Source organism: Duganella sp. BJB1802 (assembly GCF_013369445.1).
GTDB lineage: Bacteria > Pseudomonadota > Gammaproteobacteria > Burkholderiales > Burkholderiaceae_D > Rugamonas > Rugamonas vulcania_A.
The window spans coordinates 132268-150516 of sequence record NZ_JABWEF010000016.1; the positions used below are offsets into that span (position 1 = coordinate 132268).

Below are 18249 nucleotides of genomic sequence, written 5' to 3' on the forward strand. Positions count from 1 at the left end.
AATCGTCAACAAAAGAATACTTACGAACCGCAGCCACACGATGACCAACAGCACCACCGCCAGCACCCCGTCCGCAGCCGCCCCCAACACAGCCAGGGAAGCCAAGAAAGGCAGTCTAGCCACCCTGCGCGGCCTGACGCCGTTCCTGCTGCCGTACAAGCGCCAGTTCCTCATGGCCGGCATCGCGCTGGTGGTGGCCGCGTGCTCCACGCTGGCGATCCCCGCCGCCTTCAAGCAGATGATCGACCTGGGCTTCGGCGGTTCCGGCGCCAAGAGCATCAAGCATGTCGACCTGGTGTTCCTGGCGCTGTTCGGCGTGGCCACCGTGCTGGCGCTGGCCACGGCGGCGCGCTTCTACACCGTCTCCTGGCTGGGCGAACGCGTCACCGCCGACATCCGCAGCGCCGTCTACAACCACGTCGTCACCCAGAGCCCCGAATTTTTCGAGACCACGCAAACCGGCGAGGTCCTGTCGCGCATCACCACCGACACCACGCTGATCCAGGCGGTGGTGGGCACCAGCATCTCGATGGCGCTGCGTAACGTGCTGCTGTTCATCGGCGGCCTGGTGATGCTGTTCGTGACCAGCGCCAAGCTGTCGGCCATCATCATCGGCCTGCTGATCCTGACGGTGCTGCCGATCGTGATGTTCGGCCGCCGCGTGCGCAAGCTCTCGCGCGATTCGCAGGACCGCATCGCCGACGCCTCCGCCATGGCCGGCGAAATCCTCAACGCCATGCCGACCGTGCAGGCCTTCACCCACGAGAAGATCGAATCGCAGCGCTTCGGCGACTCGGTCGAAGGCGCGTTCGGCACCGCCATGCGCCGCATCCGCGCCCGCGCGCTGCTGACCATGATCGCCATCGTGCTGGTGTTCGGCACCATCGTGTTCGTGCTGTGGCTGGGCGCGCACGCCGTGCTGGAAGGCTCGATGACCGGCGGCGACCTCGGACAATTCATCCTGTACGCCTCCATCGTGGCCGGCGCCATCGGCGCCCTGTCCGAGGTGATGGGCGAGGCGCAGCGCGCCGCCGGCGCCACCGAGCGCCTGCTGGAACTGATGTCGGTCAAGTCGGCCATCCAGTCGCCGGCCCAGCCGCTGGCGCTGCCGCCGCGCGCCGCCAACGGCGCGGCACTGAGCCTGCACGACGTATCGTTCTCCTATCCTTCGCGTCCCGACACGGCGGCGCTGGGCCACCTGTCGCTGGACATCAAAGCCGGTGAGACAGTGGCCGTGGTCGGCCCTTCGGGCGCCGGCAAGACCACGCTGTTCCAGCTGTTCCTGCGCTTCTACGACCCGCAGAGCGGCAGCATCAAGCTCGATGGCGTCGACGTCACCAGGCTCGATCTGCACACGCTGCGCGACGCCATCGGCATCGTGCCGCAGGATACGGTGATCTTCTCGGCCGACGCGATGGAGAACATCCGCTACGGCCGCGCCGGCGCCACCGACGAGGAAGTGATCCAGGCCGCCAAGCTGGCCGCCGCCCATGAATTCATCGAACGCCTGCCGCAAGGTTATCAATCCTTCCTGGGCGAGCGCGGCGTGCGCCTGTCCGGCGGCCAGCGCCAGCGCATCGCGATCGCGCGCGCGCTGCTGAAAAACCCGCCGCTGCTGCTGCTCGACGAAGCCACCAGCGCGCTGGACGCGGAGTCCGAGCGCCTGGTGCAGACGGCGCTGGAGGCGGCGATGGTCGGCCGCACCACCGTCATCATCGCGCACCGCCTGGCGACCGTGCAGCGGGCCGACCGCATCATCGTGATGGAGGACGGCCGCATCGTCGAAACCGGCACCCACGCGTCGCTGGTGGCGCTGGGTGGCGTCTACGCCAATCTGGCCGCGCTGCAGTTCCACAACGTTCATATCGAACACCGCGCGAACTGACCGCCCGCCGCGCTGGGACGCTCAGCGCGTCAGGGCGAAACGGCAGGCAGCGACGACAGCGGCAGGATGCGCGACTTGGTCTCCTGGCTGACCGTGTAGCTCGGGTCGCGTATCAGGCTGAGGAAGCGGCCATGGCCATCGGAGATGCTGACCACTCCCGACGTCGAGCCGCTCTTCGTCATGACGTTGCCTAACAACAGGTTACCTATACCGGCGTTGCCCACCACACCTTGCGACACAAACGCTTCCTCATACAATCCGGTGGAGATGATGACGTTACTCCAGGAATGCGGACCAAAGTTGAAGCCGTTGACCACACCCTCGCCTCCCATCAGGCGCGGCGCAATGAAGATATTGTTGCTAAATTTGTCCACGTCGACGCCATTGGTCACGTTCTCGAAGCCGAAGTTGTAGAACTTATTGCCGTTGAACTGACCAACCTGCGCAGAACCCGGTACGGCCGCGAGACCGGTCACGCCGTTCATCTTCCCGCCGGTGAAGGTATTTTCGTTGGCCCAGCCGTCAATCTCTGTCGTCAGCAGTACGCCGACGTCATTATGCGTCAGCAATTCGAAGTCGATCTTGTTGTACTGCGAGCCATTCTGGTCCTTGCCGACCACCTTGATGGCGTTATGAAAACCGTCGATGGAATTTACGTTTACCTTCGCGTACTGGGCATTCATCAGCGTGATGGCGGAGCCGACATAGCCGTAGGTGGGTGTGTTTTGCCAAGTAATGCCATGCAGCTTGGACAATTCCAGCACATGGCCATACCGCCCCTGCACGACGATGCCATCGCGCGCACCAAAGTCCAAATCGCCTCTCGCGGTAAATCGGACGTATTTATTGCTTGGCAGGGTAATCGTGTCCTGGAACTTATAGTAGCCCTCCGGGATCAACAATTCCTGGCCGTTACGCAGCGCGGTGATAGCGGCCTGCACGGCGGGCGCGTTGTCCAGCGAGCTCTCGCTCAGGCCGAACCATTTGGCGTTGACGGCGCCGTCGAACATGCGCTTGTACATTTTTCTGGCGCCGCTGTTGCTTTTATTGCAGAACAACGTGGTCCCGCCGTTCGCCTGGTCTGTCGAGCTCGACGCGACCGGATAAAACAAACCCTCCTTTCCCACGTCCGAAATAAACACCAGCGGAGCGGTGCAGCTGGTCGACGTTTCGAGACCATTGATGGTCATGACCGTCTGGGCTTGTGCGGAAAACGCTGCGGCCAGCGCGGCAACCAAAGTGGCGCCTTGTAGATTTTTCATCTGAAATCCATTCCTAAGAAATGAGTTAATTAGCAATTTTAAAGCGTCACAATCGTAGCATTACGATAACTCCGCACGATTGCCAAACCAGAAATTAATTAGTTTATAAACATTGTCCGCACGGTCGGCCTTAGCATGCGGGATCCAATTTCAAGGGAACGCCATGCTCTACCCACTCCTCCGCAGCATCCTGCAGGTCGCATGGCACTACGCGCTGGTGGTGGGCGTGTTTGCGGCGCTTTGGCTTTGGTGGCGCTTACGGCCCGGCCGCCGGCGGCGGCTGCAGGCGAAGCCGATCGGCGCGCCGCAAATCCGGCGCGAGATGCTCACTTCCGTGTTCAGCATCATCGCGCTGGGCAGCGTGATGCCGCTGGCGTTCGCGCTGGGCCTCGGGCGCCACACCAATTTCTACCAAAGCGTGCATGCCTACGGGCGCGGATGGGGCTTCATCGCCTTGATGGTGGTGCTGATGATGCTGATCCAGGACACCTGGTTCTACTGGACGCACCGCCTGATGCACCACCGCCGCCTGTTCCGCTGGGCGCACCGCACCCACCATCGCTCCACCAACACCGGGCCTTGGTCCACCTACTCGATCAGCCCACTGGAGGCGGTGATCGACAGCGGCGCAAGCATCGTGATCCTGCTGCTGTTGCCGGTCACGTTCTGGTCGCTGTTCATTTTCTCGTGGATTAACACGATCTTCGCCGTGTACACGCACCTGGGCTATGAGCTGTTCCCGCGCGCGCTGTCGAAGCACTGGCTGGGCCGCTGGATCAACACCTCCATCGCCCACAACACCCACCATGCGCGGGGACGCTACAACTACAGCTGGTACTTCCTGTTCTGGGACCGGATGATGGGCACCCTGTCGCCGGACTACGACGAGCACTATCGCAAAGCCGGTTTTTCAGCTCCCGAGGCAAAAAGCCGGTAACATTCTCCCTTTCAGGAGAACGCCTTGACCGACGCCGAACTGCGCCTCAGCTGCGCCACCCACCTGCCCGGGCACCGGCAGCCCTCGCCCGCCCAGCTGTTCGCGGCGATGTCCGCATGGTGCGAGGCCAACGGCGTCGCGCACGACACCTACGGCAGCGGCACGCTGATACAGGACTTCGAGCAGAAGGTCGCCACGCTGCTGGGCTTTGAATCGGCGCTGTTCTGCATCACCGGCACCATGACGCAGGCCACCGCGCTGCGCATCGCCTGCTCGGAGCGCGGCAGCCGGCTGGTGGCGCTGCATCCGACCTCGCACATCCTGCGCCACGAGCGCGGCAACCATCAGCTGTTCGATCATTTCCAGGCCTTGCAGATCGGCGACCCGCACCGCCCGTGGACGCTGGACGAACTCAGAGGCATCCCGGACAAGCTGGGCGCGGCCACGCTGGAGCTGCCGATGCGCGAGATCGGCGGCCAGTGCCCAAGCTGGGACGAGCTGGAAGCCATCAAAGCCTACTGCCGCGAGCAATCCATCCACCTGCACCTGGACGGCGCGCGCCTGCTGGAAACCGCCGCCGCATACGGCCGCCCGGCAGCCGACATCGCGGCCGGCTTCGACACCGTCTACCTGTCGATGTACAAAGGCATAGGCGGCATGGGCGGCGCCATGCTGCTGGGTAGCGCGGCCTTCGTCGCCAAGGCCCAGGAATGGTTTCGCCGCCAGGGCGGCAACGTCTACCAGCGCACGCCGTACGTGGTGGCCGCCGCCATGCAGTTCGACGCCAGGCTGGCGGCGATGCCGGACTACTTCCGCCGCACCGAGTGGTTGTACGAGGTGCTGCGCGACTATCCGCTGCTGACGCCCAACCCCGCCCGTCCGCAGGCCAGCATGCTGCATCTGCACCTGCCGGTCAGCCGCGAGCGCGCCAACGAGATCCGCAACCGCATCGCCGAACAGCATGGCGTGTGGCTGTTCAACGCCGCCAGCCACGCCGCGCTGCCGGGCCGCAGCTCGGTGGAGCTGTACATCGGCGACAACCTGCTCAACCTGCCGGACCAGCGCGTGCGCGAGATCCTGGCCCTGTGGTCGGACGCGCTGTCCAACTAAATTCCTGCACAAGCCGGTGCAACCGGCTACACTGCGCCCTCTTTTCGTTTTACGGCATAACACCATGACCTTCCAAGCCCTCGGCCTGATCGACCCCATACAGCGCACGCTGGAGACGCTGGGCTACAAGCAGCCCACGCCCGTCCAGAAGCAAGCCATCCCCGTCGTGCTGGCGGGCCGCGACCTGATGGCGGCGGCGCAGACCGGCACCGGCAAGACGGCGGGCTTCGCCCTCCCCATCCTGCAACGCCTGACCATGGACGGCGTGACCGCGCCGAAAGCGGTGCGCTGCCTGGTGCTGGTGCCGACCCGCGAACTGGCGGAACAGGTCTACGAGAGCTTCCGCAGCTACGGCGGCAACCTGCCGCTGAAATCGGCCGTGGCCTACGGCGGCGTGCCGATCGAGCCGCAGATCACCAAGCTGCGCAAGGGCCTGGACGTGCTGGTGGCCACGCCGGGCCGCCTGATCGACCTGCACGACCAGGGCGCGATCAGCTTCGCCATGCTGCAAACGCTGGTGCTGGACGAGGCGGACCGCATGCTGGACCTCGGCTTCGAGCGCGACCTGGACATCCTGCTGGCGGCCCTGCCCAAGCAGCGCCAGACCTTGCTGTTCTCGGCCACGTTCTCCGATGAGATCCGCAAGCTGGCCGGCGGCATGCTGAAGGACCCGGTGTCGATCCAGGTCAGCGCCAGCAACACGGCCACCAAGACCGTCAAGCAGTGGCTGATCCCGACCGACAAGCGCCGCAAGCCCGAGCTGCTGCTGCATCTGCTGAAGAAGCTGAACTGGGGCCAGGTGCTGGTGTTCGTCAAGACCCGCAAAGGCGTGGAGGCGCTGGTCAAGACGCTGCAGGAACACGGCATCTCGGCCGATTCCATCCACGGCGACAAGACCCAGCCGGCCCGCCTGCGCGCGCTGGCCCGCTTCAAGAACGCCGAAGTCCAGCTGCTGGTCGCCACCGACGTCGCCGCGCGCGGGCTGGATATCGAGGCGCTGCCGCAGGTGGTCAACTTCGATTTGCCGACGGTGGCCGAGGACTACATCCACCGCATCGGCCGCACCGGGCGCGCCAGCATGGAGGGCGAAGCCGTGTCGCTGGTCTGCGCCGACGAAGTCGATATGCTGAAGGCCATCGAGACGCTGACCCGCCAGGTCATCCATCGCATCGAGGAACCGGGCTTCGAGGCCGACCACCGCGTGCCGGAGACCGGACCAAAAGGCGCCGCCGCAGCAGCAGCCAAGAAAGCGGCGGCCGAAGCGCCGGCCAAGAAGAAGCGCCCGTTCACCGGCCCGGCCGGCGGCAAGGCGGCCGGCGGCAGCGCAACAGCCAGCGGAAAGCCGGGCAACGTCGCAACCGGCGGCAAGGCAGCTGTCACGGCCCGTCCCGCAGGCGGCGACGCCTCGCTTGGTACGTGGACTCCCCCTGCGCCATCGGGCAAGCCGGCCGGCGGCGCGCGCTCCGCCGGCGCAAAGCCGGGCAGCAGCCGCACCTACGGGGGCGGCGGCAAGCCGGCAGCGCCCAAGGGCGCCGTCGTGGTCACCGGCGGACGTGGCGCCAAGTCGCTGGCGCGGGCCGCAGGCAAGGCCACCGCAAAGCCGGGCGGCCGCAAGACCGGCCCACGCTGAGCACCTGGGCGGCCATGCGCGCCGCCTGATAAAATAGCCGTCTTTCCGGGCCATCGCGGCCCGCGCACCACGTTGGAGAATTGAATGCAGCAATACCAGGAACTGATCCAGACCGTCCTCGATACCGGCAGCTGGCAAGACAACCGCACCGGCATCCGCACCCTGAGCGTGCCGGGCGCGATGATGCGCTTCGACCTGCTGAACGGCGGCTTCCCGGCCGTGACGACCAAAAAACTGGCATTCAAATCCGTGGTCGGCGAATTGTGCGCCTTCCTGCGCGCCTCCAGCAGCGCCGCCGACTTCCGCGCGCTGGGCTGCAAAGTCTGGGACCAGAATGCCAACGAGAACAAACAGTGGCTGGACAATCCCTACCGCCTCGGCGAGGACGACCTGGGCCCGGTCTACGGCGTGCAATGGCGCCAATGGCCCGGCTTCAAACTGATCGCCGTCGACCAGCCGGCGCAGATCGCCGACGCGCAAAAGAACGGCTTCCGCCTGATCTCGCAGATCGAGGACGAAGGCGTGACCAAGGTCCTGCTGCACAAGTCTATCGACCAGCTGCGCGAATGCCTGGACACCATCGTCAACAATCCAGGCAGCCGCCGCATCCTGTTCCATGGCTGGAATCCCGCCGTGCTGGACGCGGTCGCCCTGCCGGCGTGCCACTTGCTGTACCAGTTCATTCCGAATCCAACCACGCGCGAGCTGTCGATGTGCCTCTACGTCCGCTCGAACGATCTGGGTCTGGGCACGCCGTTCAACCTCGCCGAGGGCGCGGCATTGATGCACCTGGTCGGCCGCCTGACCGGCTACACGCCGCGCTGGTTCACCTACTTCATCGGCGACGCCCACATCTACGAGAATCACATGGACATGGTCAAGGAACAGCTGACCCGCACGCCGTTCCCGGCGCCGCAGTTCCGTATCTCGGACCGCGTGCCGGACTTCGCCAAGACCGGCAAGTACGAACCGGAGTGGCTGGAAAAGGTCGAGCCGTCGGACTTCTCGTTGGAAGGCTACCAGCACCACGCGCCGATCACGGCGCCGATGGCGGTATGACGCGGCTGGACTTCATCCCTGGCACACTCTGTGACGAAAGGATGTGGTCCCGCCTGACGCCGTTGCTGGGCAGCGGCTTCGCATTCAATTACGTCCCGCTGCATCGGGCGGAGACGCGCCAGCAAATGCACGAGGTGATCGCGGCGCACAGCGCGCCGTCGGCGCATCTGGTGGCGTTCTCGCTGGGCGCCTACCTCGCCATCGAATACGCACTGCTGCATCCGGAGCGCGTGCAGTCGCTGGTGCTGATCGCGAACTCCGCGCGCGGCCTGAGCGAAAACGAGAAGCAGACCCGCCGCCGCATCATCCCGATGTTGAAGAGCAGCGCCTACACCGGCATGACGCGCATGCGCCTGCGCGAGCTGCTGCATGAATCGCACCTGGGCGACCAGTCCATCATCGACATCATCCAGCAAATGGCGCTGGACCTGGGCAAGGACGTGCTGCTGGCGCAGTTCACCGCCTCGATGGAGCGGCCGGACCTGATGGAGCGGCTGGCCGAAATCAAATGCCCGGTGCTGATCGTCGGCGCCGCCGGCGACCAACTGGTCGATCCAGCCGACCTGCGAGAAATGCAGCGCCACCTGCCCGATGCCCGCCTGAACATCCACGACGGCACCGGCCACATGATCCCGCTGGAAGCCCCGCAGGCGCTGGCCGCCGACATGCTGGCCTTCCAACCGCTCAGGCCTTGACGATGATGGTGCCGGCCATTTCCTCATGGCCGCTGCCGCAGAAGTTATCGCACAAGAAGCCGAACTGTCCAGCCGTCTCCGGCTTGAGCCTCACCTGCACCGGCTTGCCCATCACCAGATCGGCGCGGATCTTGAGGTCCGGCACACTGAAGCCGTGCGGGAAGTCCAGCGCGGTCAGTTCCAGCACCACCGCCTCGCCCTTCTTCAATTCGATCACGTTCGGCGCGAAGCGGAATTTGCGCGCTTCGATCTTGATCACGCGTTCCTTGGCCCTGGCCTGCACGGCGCCAAGGGCCACCAGCGCCAACGGGGCGCACATCAGCAATCTACGTTTGGTCAACATGATGGTTCATCCTTTCATCGCGGGGAATTCGGTGATTTGATAGGCCACGGGCTTGGCCTCCGCCTCCACTTCGCGGAAGCCCAGGCCCTTGCCTGGCGCCGCCGGGTCCCACGGCAGCGGCGTGCGCTTGTCCTGCGAGCCCGGCGCCGGCAGCGGGAAGATCAGCGACTTGGCCGCGTGGTGCGCGATGTGGCCGCTCATATGGTGGTTCTCCTGGTGGATATGGCCATAGAACACCGTGACATTCGAATACGGCATCAGCAGCGCCATCGCCTGCTCGCCGTCGCGCGTGGCCCAGTCCCATTTCGGCGCCAGATCGAACAAGGGCCGGTGCGTCAGTACGACGATGCGCGCGTCCTTGGCCTGCTTGTCCAGGTCCGCCTTCAGCCACGCCAGCTGCGCCTCGCCGATGCGCGCGCCGGGGTCGGAGACGTTGTCGATGGCGACGAAGTGCACGCCTTTATGGTCGAAGCTGTAATTCGAGGGACCGAAGAACTCGTGGAACGCCGCGCCGTTGTCGAGCGAGGCATCATGCTCGCCCGCCAGGAAATGCACGTCCTTGACCTTCAAGCCGCCGACGATCTGCTTGAACTCCGCCATGCGGCGGCGGCGCTCGGCCGCGTCGTCGGTGGTGTGGGTCAGGTCGCCGGTGAAGACGATGAAGTCCGGCGGCACCGCCAGCGCGTTGACGCTCTCCACCGCCTGCCGCAGCGTGTTCTGCGCCTCCGGGTTGGCCGGCCCCTTGTAGCCCCAGTGCGAATCGGACAACTGGACGAAATAGAAGTCCTCGTAGCCGGCTGCCGCAATCGCCTTGCCGTACAAGCCGGACATGAAGACGGCGCCGCCGCCCACTGCGCCCAGCCTTAAAAATCCTCTGCGATCGATCATGATGAACTCCGTTGTGTAGTTGAAAAGCCGGCGCCGCGCCATGGCATAATCGGCGAGCGCCGGTCGTACCGGCTAAAACCCGGAGCCAGGCCCGGATATTCCCGATATTTTTTATATTTCTGAACCGGGAATAAATCCGCACCGGACGGAGTCTTCATCCACTGGACCACTGCAATGGATAAGTATTTGGGCGACGACGACAAAACCGCGCGGTTCGAGGCGATGGCCATGCCGCATCTGGACGCGGCCTACAACCTGGCCCGCTGGCTGACCCGCAACCAGCACGACGCCGACGATCTGGTGCAAAGCGCCTACCTGCGCGCCTTCCGCTTTGCCGACGGCTTTCGCGGCGGCGACGTGCGCGCCTGGCTGCTGACCATCGTGCGCCACACCTACTACAGCACGCTGCGCGACGGCCAGGCGCAGCGCGGTGATGTGAGCTTCGACGAGGCGCTGCACGGCGGCGACGATGACAGCGCCGATCCGGCCGCCATCGCCGCCAGCCGCGACACCGGCCGCACCGTCAACGCCGCGCTGGCCCAGCTGCCGCAGGCGTTTCGCGAGGTGCTGGTGTTGAAGGAGATGGACGATCTGTCGTACAAGCAGATTGCGGAGGTGACCGAAACGCCGATCGGCACGGTGATGTCGCGGCTGGCCCGCGCGCGCAAGCTGCTGCTGGCCTATCTGAAGCACGGAGAGCAGGATGGAATCTAAGCACAGCCAGGAGAAGCTGTCGGCGTACCTGGATGCCGAACTCGATGCGGCCGACCGCGCGCAGGTGGAGGCGCATTTGGCCGGTTGCGGCGAGTGCGCCGAAGCGCTGGCGCAGCTGGAGGCGCTGCGCGGCCGCGTCGCCGCCGAGGCGCAGCGCCATGCCGCGCCCGAGTACCTGAAACACCGCATCCACGCCGCGCTGCGGGCCGAGCCTGCGGGCACGCCGGCACCGCGCACACCGCCGCGCACCTCGTCACGCGCGTGGCCATGGGCGTGGATCAACCTTGGCCTGGCGGGCGCGATGACGGCCGCCTTTGCCGTCACGCTGACGCTGTACCTGGGCCAACCCAACGCCGACGACCGCATCGAGCAGGAACTGGTGGCCAGCCATTTCCGCTCGATGATGCCCGACCACCTGGCCGACGTGGCCTCGACCGACCAGCACACCGTCAAGCCCTGGTTCGCCGGCAAGCTGGATTACTCGCCGCCCGTGTACGACCTGGCCGCGCAGGGCTACGCCTTGATCGGCGGCCGTTTGGACTATCTCCAGCAGCGGCCCGTGGCGGCGCTGGCCTACCGCCACCGGCTGCACATCGTCAACCTGTACATCTGGCCGGACGCCGGCGGCCACGCCAGCGCGCCGCAAGCGGGCATGCGCCAAGGCTTCCACCTGCTGCGCTGGACGCAGGATGGCATGCGCTATTCAGCCGTGTCGGACATCAATCCGCAGGACCTGGCGCAATTCGCCGCGCTGCTGCGCCAGAAAGTGGCACAGGCCGACGCGCAGTAGAGGACACGGCTTTCCGCTGCGGCGTGGTATTGTGGCTTGTTTATTCAACCACATTAAAGCATGAACAAGAAATTGATAGGATCCGTCGTCGCGCTGGCCACAGTCGTGGTGGTGGTATTGGCGGCCAACCGCCGTCATGGCGAGGCCCCCGTCGCGCCCACTCCACGGGTCGTGGCCGAGGCGCCGGTTGGCGCCAAGGCCCCCGCCCCGGCTTCGTCTGCGGCAAGCGATCCGGAAGAAGCCGAAGGCTATGTCACGCAATCGCTGAAGGGCAAGGACTTCAATCTGCAGGTGACCGTCAACGGCAACCCTTCGTACCGCAATCTGGAGGTGAGCATGGCCGACGGCAGGCCTATCCTCCTGGAACGCTCGCTGGGGGGGCAAATTGGCAAACTGGCCGACACGACCTTCGCCCCATCCGACGAATTCGAACTCAAACAGCTCATCCCCGGCGACGTGCGCGAGCAGATCGTCTGCCATGGCAACCAATACCTGACCCAAGGCGAGGGCAAGTTCGGCGCCTACGCCATCTACCGCATTGAAGGCGACCGCCTGCAGACGCTACTCGAACTCATCACCGAACGCGACCGCGAAGAAGGCAATGGCCCGTCGTCACAGAAACTCAAGGCCACCGTCGAGGAAACCACGAGCGACGGCCTGCCGGCCCTCATCTACCGGGTCAAGGTGGAACAGCAGCCGGAGCGCACCATCGTCTTCCGCTGGAACGGCAAGATCTTCGAGGACGCCAGCGGCGAATACGCGAAGATCGAGTCCGAATACAATCCCTGACCATGAAGCGCCTCGCCCTCGCCGCCATCGCGGCCTATCAACGCTGGCTGTCGCCGCTGAAGGGCTTTAGCTGCGCCTTCCGCGTGCACACGGGCCGCGACAGCTGCTCGCAGTACGGCAAGCGCGCCATCGCCCGGCATGGCGTGGCGGCCGGCCTGCTGCTGTTGAAGCGCCGCATGGAGGATTGCGGCGATCTGCACCACCGCCACCATCAACCCGTCCAGCGGCCAGCGTTGAGCGCGCGCCACCGCCTGCAGGCGGGCTTTTGCAGCTGGGGCGAGGTGTTCGAATTCGGCTGCGACTTCCTCACCGGCTGGGCGGACGGTGCGCGCTGCTGCGCGTGGCGCTACAACACCTCGCCGACCGAAGACGACGACAACTACCCCGGCAACGCGCCGCGCCGCGCGCGCCGCAAGAAATCGGCCACGCCGAAAAAACCCAAATTGAACGATAATGTCGGCTCCGCACCTTCAGCACCGGATAGCACCGAAAAATGAGCACACTGACCATCATCGTCGCCATGGACGCCCAGCGCGGCATCGGCATCAACAACACCCTGCCGTGGAAACTGCCGGAAGACCTGGCGCATTTCAAGCGCGTGACCACCGGCCACGCCATCATCATGGGCCGCAAGACCTTCGATTCCATCGGCCGCCCGCTGCCCAACCGCCGCAACATCGTCATCACCCGCAATCCGGAATGGCGGCATGACGGCGTGGAAGCGGTCAACTCGGTCGAGGCGGCGCTGGCCCTGCTGGACGGCGCGCCCGGCTTCGTCATCGGCGGCGCCGAGATCTACAAACAGTCGATGCAACTGGCGGACCAGTTGATAATCACCGAGATCGCCCGCACCTTCGAATGCGACGCCTTCTTCCCCGCGCTGGAAGCCGGCGCATGGGAAGAAACCGCCCGCGAACAGCACGCATCGGCCACTGCCGATTTGCAGTACGCTTTTGTTACACTGCGCCGCAAGGCGGCAGTTTGATCATCAACCCCATCAAGGAATAAAAGAACATGTCAGGCGACGGTTTTCACGTACACGGACCGCACGATCACGCGGTCGAACACGCAGCCCACGGCAGCGATGGCTTTTCGAACAATATTGCTGTCATGACGGCGATCCTGGCCACGGTGGGCGCCACCTTCGGCTACCTGGGCGGCGCCACGCAGAACGACGCGGCCCTGTTCAAGAACAACGCGGCCATCGACAAGACCCAGGCCTCCAACAGCTGGAACTACTACCAGGCCAAGTCCAGCAAGCAGAACCTGGCCGAGCTGGCCATGTCGCTGCCGGGCGTCGATCCGAAGAAGTACGAGGCCGACATGGCCCGCTACAAGTCGGAAAAGGAAGACATCAAGAAGGACGCCGAGAAGTGGGAGGAATCCTCTAAAGAGTGGAACCACAAGTCGGACGAGGCCATGCACGAGCACCACCAGTGGGCGCTGGCCACCACCGCCGAGCAGATCGCCATCTCGCTGGCCGCCATCACCCTGCTGACCCGCAAGAAGTGGATGATGGGCCTGGCCTACGGCGTGGCCGGGGTCGGCATCGCGCTGGGCGCGTTCGCCTGGCTCCACGTCGATCCGGTCGGCCAGATGCTGGCCAAACTGGGCGGTGGCGCGGTCGGACACTAAGGCCTGACAGCCGGTGTAATACCGTCGTCATAGTATTGCGGCAATCTTGTCTGGATTTTTGCAATATTTTTTTCCCGCAGCGGCCCCATTTCTGCGAGAATCCCGTTCTTATTTTTTTTCTGCGGCGGCTCGGTGAGCGGTCGCGCCCTAGTCCGCCCCTCCACACAAGTCAGGGGCGGCTTGCTTTTTTGGAGACATGCATGAAATTTCGTTTCCCCATCGTCATCATCGACGAGGATTTCCGTTCCGAGAACACGTCCGGCCTGGGCATTCGCGCCCTGGCCGACGCCATGGAAAAAGAAGGCATGGAAGTGGTGGGCGTGACCAGCTACGGCGACCTGTCCCAGTTCGCCCAGCAGCAATCGCGCGCGTCGGCCTTCGTGCTGTCGATCGACGATGAGGAATTCGGCGCCGGCTCGGTCGAGGAGACCGACACCGCGCTGAAGTCGCTGCGCGCCTTCGTCGAGGAAATCCGCTACAAGAACGCCGACATCCCGATCTACCTGTACGGCGAAACGCGCACCTCGCGCCACATCCCCAACGACATCCTGCGCGAGCTGCACGGCTTCATCCACATGTTCGAGGACACGCCGGAGTTCGTGGCGCGCCACATCATCCGCGAAGCCAAGTCCTACCTGGACGGCCTGTCGCCGCCGTTCTTCCGCGCGCTGGTGCACTACGCCAACGACGGCTCGTACTCGTGGCACTGCCCCGGCCACTCGGGCGGCGTGGCCTTCCTGAAGTCGCCGATCGGCCAGATGTTCCACCAGTTCTTCGGCGAGAACATGCTGCGCGCCGACGTCTGCAACGCCGTCGAGGAACTCGGCCAGCTGCTGGACCACACCGGCCCGGTGGCCGCGTCCGAGCGCAACGCCGCCCGCATCTTCAACGCCGACCACTGCTACTTCGTCACCAACGGCACCTCGACCTCGAACAAAATGGTCTGGCACTCGACCGTGGCGCCGGGCGACATCGTCGTGGTCGACCGCAACTGCCACAAGTCCATCCTGCACTCGATCATCATGTGCGGCGCGATCCCGGTGTTCCTGATGCCGACCCGAAACCACCTGGGCATCATCGGTCCGATTCCGCTGGAAGAGTTCACGATGGAGAGCATCCAGCGCAAGATCGAGGCCAATCCGTTCGCGCGCGAAGCGAAGAACAAGAAGCCGCGCATCCTGACCATCACCCAGTCGACCTACGACGGCGTGGTCTACAACGTGGAAACGCTGCGCGAGATGCTCGACGGCCAGATCGACACCCTGCACTTCGACGAAGCCTGGCTGCCGCACGCCACCTTCCACGACTTCTACAAGAACATGCACGCGATCGGCAAGGACCGTCCGCGCGCCAAGGAGTCGATGATCTTCTCGACCCAGTCCACCCACAAGCTGCTGGCCGGCCTGTCGCAGGCCTCGCAGGTGCTGGTGCGCGAATCGGAGTCGGTCAAGCTGGACCGCGACGCCTTCAACGAGGCCTACCTGATGCACACCTCGACCTCGCCGCAGTACTCGATCATCGCCTCGTGCGACGTGGCCGCGGCCATGATGGAGGCGCCGGGCGGCACCGCACTGGTGGAGGAATCGATCCTCGAAGCGCTGGACTTCCGCCGCGCGATGAAGAAGATCGACCAGGAATGGGGTAAGGACTGGTGGTTCCAGGTGTGGGGCCCGCAGGAGTTCGCCGAGGAAGGCATCGGCTCGCAGGAAGACTGGATCATCAAGGCCGAGGACGACTGGCACGGCTTCGGCAAGCTGGCGCCGAACTTCAACATGCTCGACCCGATCAAGGCCACCATCGTCAATCCGGGCCTGTCGCTGGACGGCCAGTTCGCCGAGACCGGCATTCCGGCGTCCATCGTCACCAAGTACCTGGCCGAGCACGGCGTGATCATCGAGAAGTGCGGCCTGTACTCGTTCTTCATCATGTTCACCATCGGCATCACCAAGGGCCGCTGGAACACGCTGCTGACCGCACTGCAGCAGTTCAAGGACGACTACGACAAGAACCAGCCGATGTGGCGCATCCTGCCGGAGTTCGCGGCCGCCAACCCGACCTACGAGAAGATGGGCCTGCGCGACCTGTGCCAGCAGATCCACGACTTCTACAAGGCCTACGACGTGGCGCGCCTGACCACCGAGATGTACCTGTCGGACATGATCCCGGCCATGAAGCCGTCGGACGCGTTCGCCAAGATGGCGCACCGCGAGATCGAGCGCGTCGCCATCGACGAGCTGGAGGGCCGCATCACCTCCATCCTGCTGACGCCTTACCCGCCGGGCATTCCGCTGCTGATCCCGGGCGAGCGCTTCAACAAGACCATCGTCGACTACCTGCGCTTCGCGCGCGACTTCAACGAGCGCTTCCCCGGCTTCGAGACCGACGTGCACGGTCTGGTCAAGCGCGAGGTGGATGGCAAGCGCGGCTACTTCGTCGATTGCGTCAAGCAATAACAGCTGCTGTACACCAATAGAAACCGCCGGTCCTGAATGCGTTCAGGCCAGCGGTTTTTTTACGTCCGCAAAAACTGCATTGCGCAAAAAATGCATTTCCCTGAGGAACGGATATTTTCTCACCAGAAGTTCGTCCATTTACACCTCTACTTCACTCTACATCACTCAACTTCACGCTATTGCTGCGCGGAATTGAAATCAGTTTTCTCTTGAAAGTCGGACTCATCTAAAATTCCGGGTTTGAAATTCCAGAAGGCAAGGGTATGAAGCTAACATCTCTGAAATTGACATTCGGGCTGGTGCTGGCCTTGGGAACTGCGGCATGCGGCGGCGGTGGCGGTGGCGGCTCCATCGATGCGGGAGAGCGCACATCGTCCAGCGGCCCCATCAGCAACGGGGTCAAGTCGGGCGTAGGCCGCCCCGGCAACGGGCCAAGCGCACCGCTAACGCCAGCCATGCCGGATGCGCCGGAACCGTCCGGTCCCGCCGCCGCGCCGCTCACGCCGGCGGCCGCATCGCATTTCCTGGCGCAGGCCACCTTCGGTCCGACCGCGGCCGAGATCGCCTCGCTCGTCGGCAGCACCAGGGCCAACTGGATAAACAGCCAATTGACGAAACCGCAAACACTGCACCGCAACTATCTGCAGAGCCTGACCAGCGTACTGCCGGCCGGCGCGCCGCTGACGCAAAACCATCTGCTTGAATCGTTCTGGAAACAGGCTGTCATCGGCGACGACCAGCTGCGCCAGCGCGTGACCTTCGCGCTGTCGCAAATCTTCGTGATTTCCTACGCCGACGAAATCCTGCCTTCGCATCCGGCAGGCGTAGCCAGCTACTATGACATGCTGGGCCAGCACGCCTTCGGCAACTTCCGCGATCTGTTGCAGGGGGTAGCGCTGCACCCGATGATGGGCATTTATCTGAGCCACTTGCACAATCAAAAGGAAGACGGCGCCCGCGTCCCTGACGAAAACTTTGCCCGGGAAATCATGCAGCTGATGAGCATCGGACTGTATCAGCTCAATCCCGATGGCAGCCAGAAACTCCAGAACGGCAAGCCGGTCGAGACCTACACGCATGACGACGTCGCCGGACTGGCCAAGGTGTTTACCGGTTGGAGCTGGGCCGGCCCCGACCAGTCGCGGAACCGCTTCTTCGGCGCCGTCGCCGATCCCGCCCGCGACTGGACGCCGATGCAGAATTATCCAACGTATCATTCCACCTCGACCAAGAGCTTCCTGGGCACACAGGTCAGCGGCGGCAGCGGCGCCACCGACCTGAAGGCCGCACTCGACACCTTGTTCCAGCACCCGAATGTCGGCCCGTTCATTGGCCGGCAACTGATCCAGCGACTGGTCAGCAGCAATCCGAGCCCGGCCTACATCGGCCGCGTCGCGGCGGCGTTCGCCAACAACGGCAACGGCGTGCGCGGCGACATGCGTGCCGTTGTTCGTGCCGTGCTGCTGGACCCCGAGGCCGCCGACAACGGCAGCGCCAAGAAATTGCGCGAGCCCGTGCTGCGCCTGGCCAACTGGATGCGGGCCTTCAACGCCAAAGCGGCTTCCGGCCGCTTCCAGCTTCCCAACCTGGACGACCCGCTCAACGGCTTGGGGCAGACGCCACTGCGCTCGCCGTCGGTGTTCAACTTCTTCCGCCCTTCCTATAGCCCGCCCAATACCACTTTGTCGGCGCGCGGACTGGTGGCGCCGGAAATGCAAATCACCGCCGAGCCTTCCGTCACCGGCTACCTGAACTACATGCAGAGCATCATTCCCCGGGGCGCCGGCATGGCGCGCGATATCATGGGCGACTACCGCACCGAGCTGGCCTTGGCGGCGCAGCCGGCGCAGTTGATGGACCGGATCAATCTGCTGCTGACGAACGGCGCCATGTCGTCCACCTTGCGCAATCAAATCATCAGCGCGCTGAACAGCATCGGCCTCCCGGCCGCGACGGCCGGCAACGCCGCCACGGTGGACGCCGCGCGCAAGAACCGCGTTTATATGGCCATCTATCTGACCATGGCATCCCCAGAATATCTGGCGCAACACTAAGGAAT

At 64.4% G+C, this 18249-nt stretch carries 17 protein-coding genes; 14 read left to right on the forward strand and 3 right to left on the reverse strand.

Annotation, left to right across the window (positions count from 1 at the left end; genetic code table 11):
• The first annotated feature begins 40 nt into the window (after positions 1–40).
• Entirely contained in the window at positions 41–1885 is a 1845-nt protein-coding gene (locus HUX88_RS23335) for an ABC transporter transmembrane domain-containing protein (protein ID WP_176363298.1), read from the forward strand.
• A 29-nt stretch (positions 1886–1914) separates the two neighbouring features.
• Here the strand turns inward: HUX88_RS23335 and HUX88_RS23340 are convergent, their stop codons facing one another.
• Positions 1915–3147, reverse strand: a complete 1233-nt coding sequence (locus tag HUX88_RS23340) for a hypothetical protein (RefSeq protein WP_117017698.1) — start codon at positions 3145–3147, stop codon at positions 1915–1917.
• 163 nt (positions 3148–3310) lie between these two features.
• Here HUX88_RS23340 and HUX88_RS23345 point away from each other — a divergent pair, with 163 nt between their 5' ends.
• From HUX88_RS23345 to HUX88_RS23365, 5 genes are all read left to right on the forward strand, one after another.
• A complete protein-coding gene (locus HUX88_RS23345; protein WP_176363299.1) occupies positions 3311–4084 on the forward strand; it encodes a sterol desaturase family protein in 774 nt (257 codons plus the stop codon).
• Positions 4085–4108: 24 nt separating this feature from the next.
• Positions 4109–5194: a low specificity L-threonine aldolase gene (locus tag HUX88_RS23350; RefSeq protein WP_176363300.1), complete on the forward strand. Its 1086-nt coding sequence runs from the start codon at positions 4109–4111 to the stop codon at positions 5192–5194.
• Positions 5195–5258: 64 nt separating this feature from the next.
• Complete coding sequence (locus HUX88_RS23355) at positions 5259–6824, forward strand: DEAD/DEAH box helicase (RefSeq protein WP_117010362.1); 1566 nt, start codon at positions 5259–5261, stop codon at positions 6822–6824.
• 84 nt (positions 6825–6908) lie between these two features.
• A complete protein-coding gene (locus tag HUX88_RS23360) occupies positions 6909–7883 on the forward strand; it encodes a thymidylate synthase (RefSeq protein WP_176363301.1) in 975 nt (324 codons plus the stop codon).
• Positions 7884–7924: 41 nt separating this feature from the next.
• Positions 7925–8578, forward strand: a complete 654-nt coding sequence (locus tag HUX88_RS23365; protein WP_229219500.1) for an alpha/beta fold hydrolase — start codon at positions 7925–7927, stop codon at positions 8576–8578.
• Here the strand turns inward: HUX88_RS23365 and HUX88_RS23370 are convergent.
• Together HUX88_RS23370 and HUX88_RS23375 are read right to left on the reverse strand one after the other, a co-directional pair.
• Complete coding sequence (locus HUX88_RS23370) at positions 8568–8921, reverse strand: cupredoxin domain-containing protein (protein WP_176363303.1); 354 nt, start codon at positions 8919–8921, stop codon at positions 8568–8570. The genes HUX88_RS23365 and HUX88_RS23370 overlap by 11 nt on opposite strands.
• Before the next feature lie 6 nt (positions 8922–8927).
• A complete protein-coding gene (locus HUX88_RS23375) occupies positions 8928–9809 on the reverse strand; it encodes a metallophosphoesterase (RefSeq protein ID WP_176363304.1) in 882 nt (293 codons plus the stop codon).
• A 174-nt stretch (positions 9810–9983) separates the two neighbouring features.
• Here HUX88_RS23375 and HUX88_RS23380 point away from each other — a divergent pair, with 174 nt between their 5' ends.
• From HUX88_RS23380 to HUX88_RS23415, 8 genes are all read left to right on the forward strand, one after another.
• Positions 9984–10523: a sigma-70 family RNA polymerase sigma factor gene (locus HUX88_RS23380; protein ID WP_117010358.1), complete on the forward strand. Its 540-nt coding sequence runs from the start codon at positions 9984–9986 to the stop codon at positions 10521–10523.
• Positions 10513–11313: an anti-sigma factor gene (locus tag HUX88_RS23385; protein ID WP_176363305.1), complete on the forward strand. Its 801-nt coding sequence runs from the start codon at positions 10513–10515 to the stop codon at positions 11311–11313. The genes HUX88_RS23380 and HUX88_RS23385 overlap by 11 nt, the downstream gene beginning before the upstream one ends.
• Positions 11314–11373: 60 nt before the next feature.
• Entirely contained in the window at positions 11374–12102 is a 729-nt protein-coding gene (locus HUX88_RS23390) for a hypothetical protein (RefSeq protein ID WP_176363306.1), read from the forward strand.
• Positions 12103–12104: 2 nt separating this feature from the next.
• A complete protein-coding gene (gene yidD, locus HUX88_RS23395; RefSeq protein WP_176363307.1) occupies positions 12105–12599 on the forward strand; it encodes a membrane protein insertion efficiency factor YidD in 495 nt (164 codons plus the stop codon).
• Positions 12596–13087, forward strand: coding sequence for a dihydrofolate reductase (locus HUX88_RS23400; RefSeq protein WP_176363308.1), 492 nt, complete (start codon positions 12596–12598; stop codon positions 13085–13087). The genes yidD and HUX88_RS23400 overlap by 4 nt, the downstream gene beginning before the upstream one ends.
• A gap of 29 nt (positions 13088–13116) precedes the next feature.
• Positions 13117–13737, forward strand: a complete 621-nt coding sequence (locus tag HUX88_RS23405) for a DUF4337 domain-containing protein (protein ID WP_117010354.1) — start codon at positions 13117–13119, stop codon at positions 13735–13737.
• Positions 13738–13937: 200 nt separating this feature from the next.
• Entirely contained in the window at positions 13938–16190 is a 2253-nt protein-coding gene (locus HUX88_RS23410) for an arginine/lysine/ornithine decarboxylase (protein WP_117010353.1), read from the forward strand.
• 263 nt (positions 16191–16453) lie between these two features.
• On the forward strand, positions 16454–18244 hold the full coding sequence (locus HUX88_RS23415) for a DUF1800 family protein (RefSeq protein ID WP_176363309.1): 1791 nt from the start codon (positions 16454–16456) through the stop codon (positions 18242–18244).
• The last annotated feature ends 5 nt before the right edge of the window (positions 18245–18249 follow it).

Excerpts from the sequence above, each read along its gene's own strand:
- HUX88_RS23355 (WP_117010362.1), top strand. The coding sequence starts at position 5,259 with ATGACCTTCCAAGCCCTCGGCCTGATCGACCCCATACAGCGCACGCTG.
- HUX88_RS23335 (WP_176363298.1), top strand. The coding sequence starts at position 41 with ATGACCAACAGCACCACCGCCAGCACCCCGTCCGCAGCCGCCCCCAAC.
- yidD (WP_176363307.1), top strand. The coding sequence starts at position 12,105 with ATGAAGCGCCTCGCCCTCGCCGCCATCGCGGCCTATCAACGCTGGCTG.
- HUX88_RS23415 (WP_176363309.1), top strand. The coding sequence starts at position 16,454 with ATGAAGCTAACATCTCTGAAATTGACATTCGGGCTGGTGCTGGCCTTG.
- HUX88_RS23365 (WP_229219500.1), top strand. The coding sequence starts at position 7,925 with ATGTGGTCCCGCCTGACGCCGTTGCTGGGCAGCGGCTTCGCATTCAAT.
- HUX88_RS23405 (WP_117010354.1), top strand. The coding sequence starts at position 13,117 with ATGTCAGGCGACGGTTTTCACGTACACGGACCGCACGATCACGCGGTC.
- HUX88_RS23410 (WP_117010353.1), top strand. The coding sequence starts at position 13,938 with ATGAAATTTCGTTTCCCCATCGTCATCATCGACGAGGATTTCCGTTCC.
- HUX88_RS23340 (WP_117017698.1), bottom strand. The coding sequence starts at position 3,147 with ATGAAAAATCTACAAGGCGCCACTTTGGTTGCCGCGCTGGCCGCAGCG.
- HUX88_RS23400 (WP_176363308.1), top strand. The coding sequence starts at position 12,596 with ATGAGCACACTGACCATCATCGTCGCCATGGACGCCCAGCGCGGCATC.
- HUX88_RS23345 (WP_176363299.1), top strand. The coding sequence starts at position 3,311 with ATGCTCTACCCACTCCTCCGCAGCATCCTGCAGGTCGCATGGCACTAC.
- HUX88_RS23385 (WP_176363305.1), top strand. The coding sequence starts at position 10,513 with ATGGAATCTAAGCACAGCCAGGAGAAGCTGTCGGCGTACCTGGATGCC.
- HUX88_RS23380 (WP_117010358.1), top strand. The coding sequence starts at position 9,984 with ATGGATAAGTATTTGGGCGACGACGACAAAACCGCGCGGTTCGAGGCG.
- HUX88_RS23370 (WP_176363303.1), bottom strand. The coding sequence starts at position 8,921 with ATGTTGACCAAACGTAGATTGCTGATGTGCGCCCCGTTGGCGCTGGTG.
- HUX88_RS23375 (WP_176363304.1), bottom strand. The coding sequence starts at position 9,809 with ATGATCGATCGCAGAGGATTTTTAAGGCTGGGCGCAGTGGGCGGCGGC.
- HUX88_RS23360 (WP_176363301.1), top strand. The coding sequence starts at position 6,909 with ATGCAGCAATACCAGGAACTGATCCAGACCGTCCTCGATACCGGCAGC.
- HUX88_RS23390 (WP_176363306.1), top strand. The coding sequence starts at position 11,374 with ATGAACAAGAAATTGATAGGATCCGTCGTCGCGCTGGCCACAGTCGTG.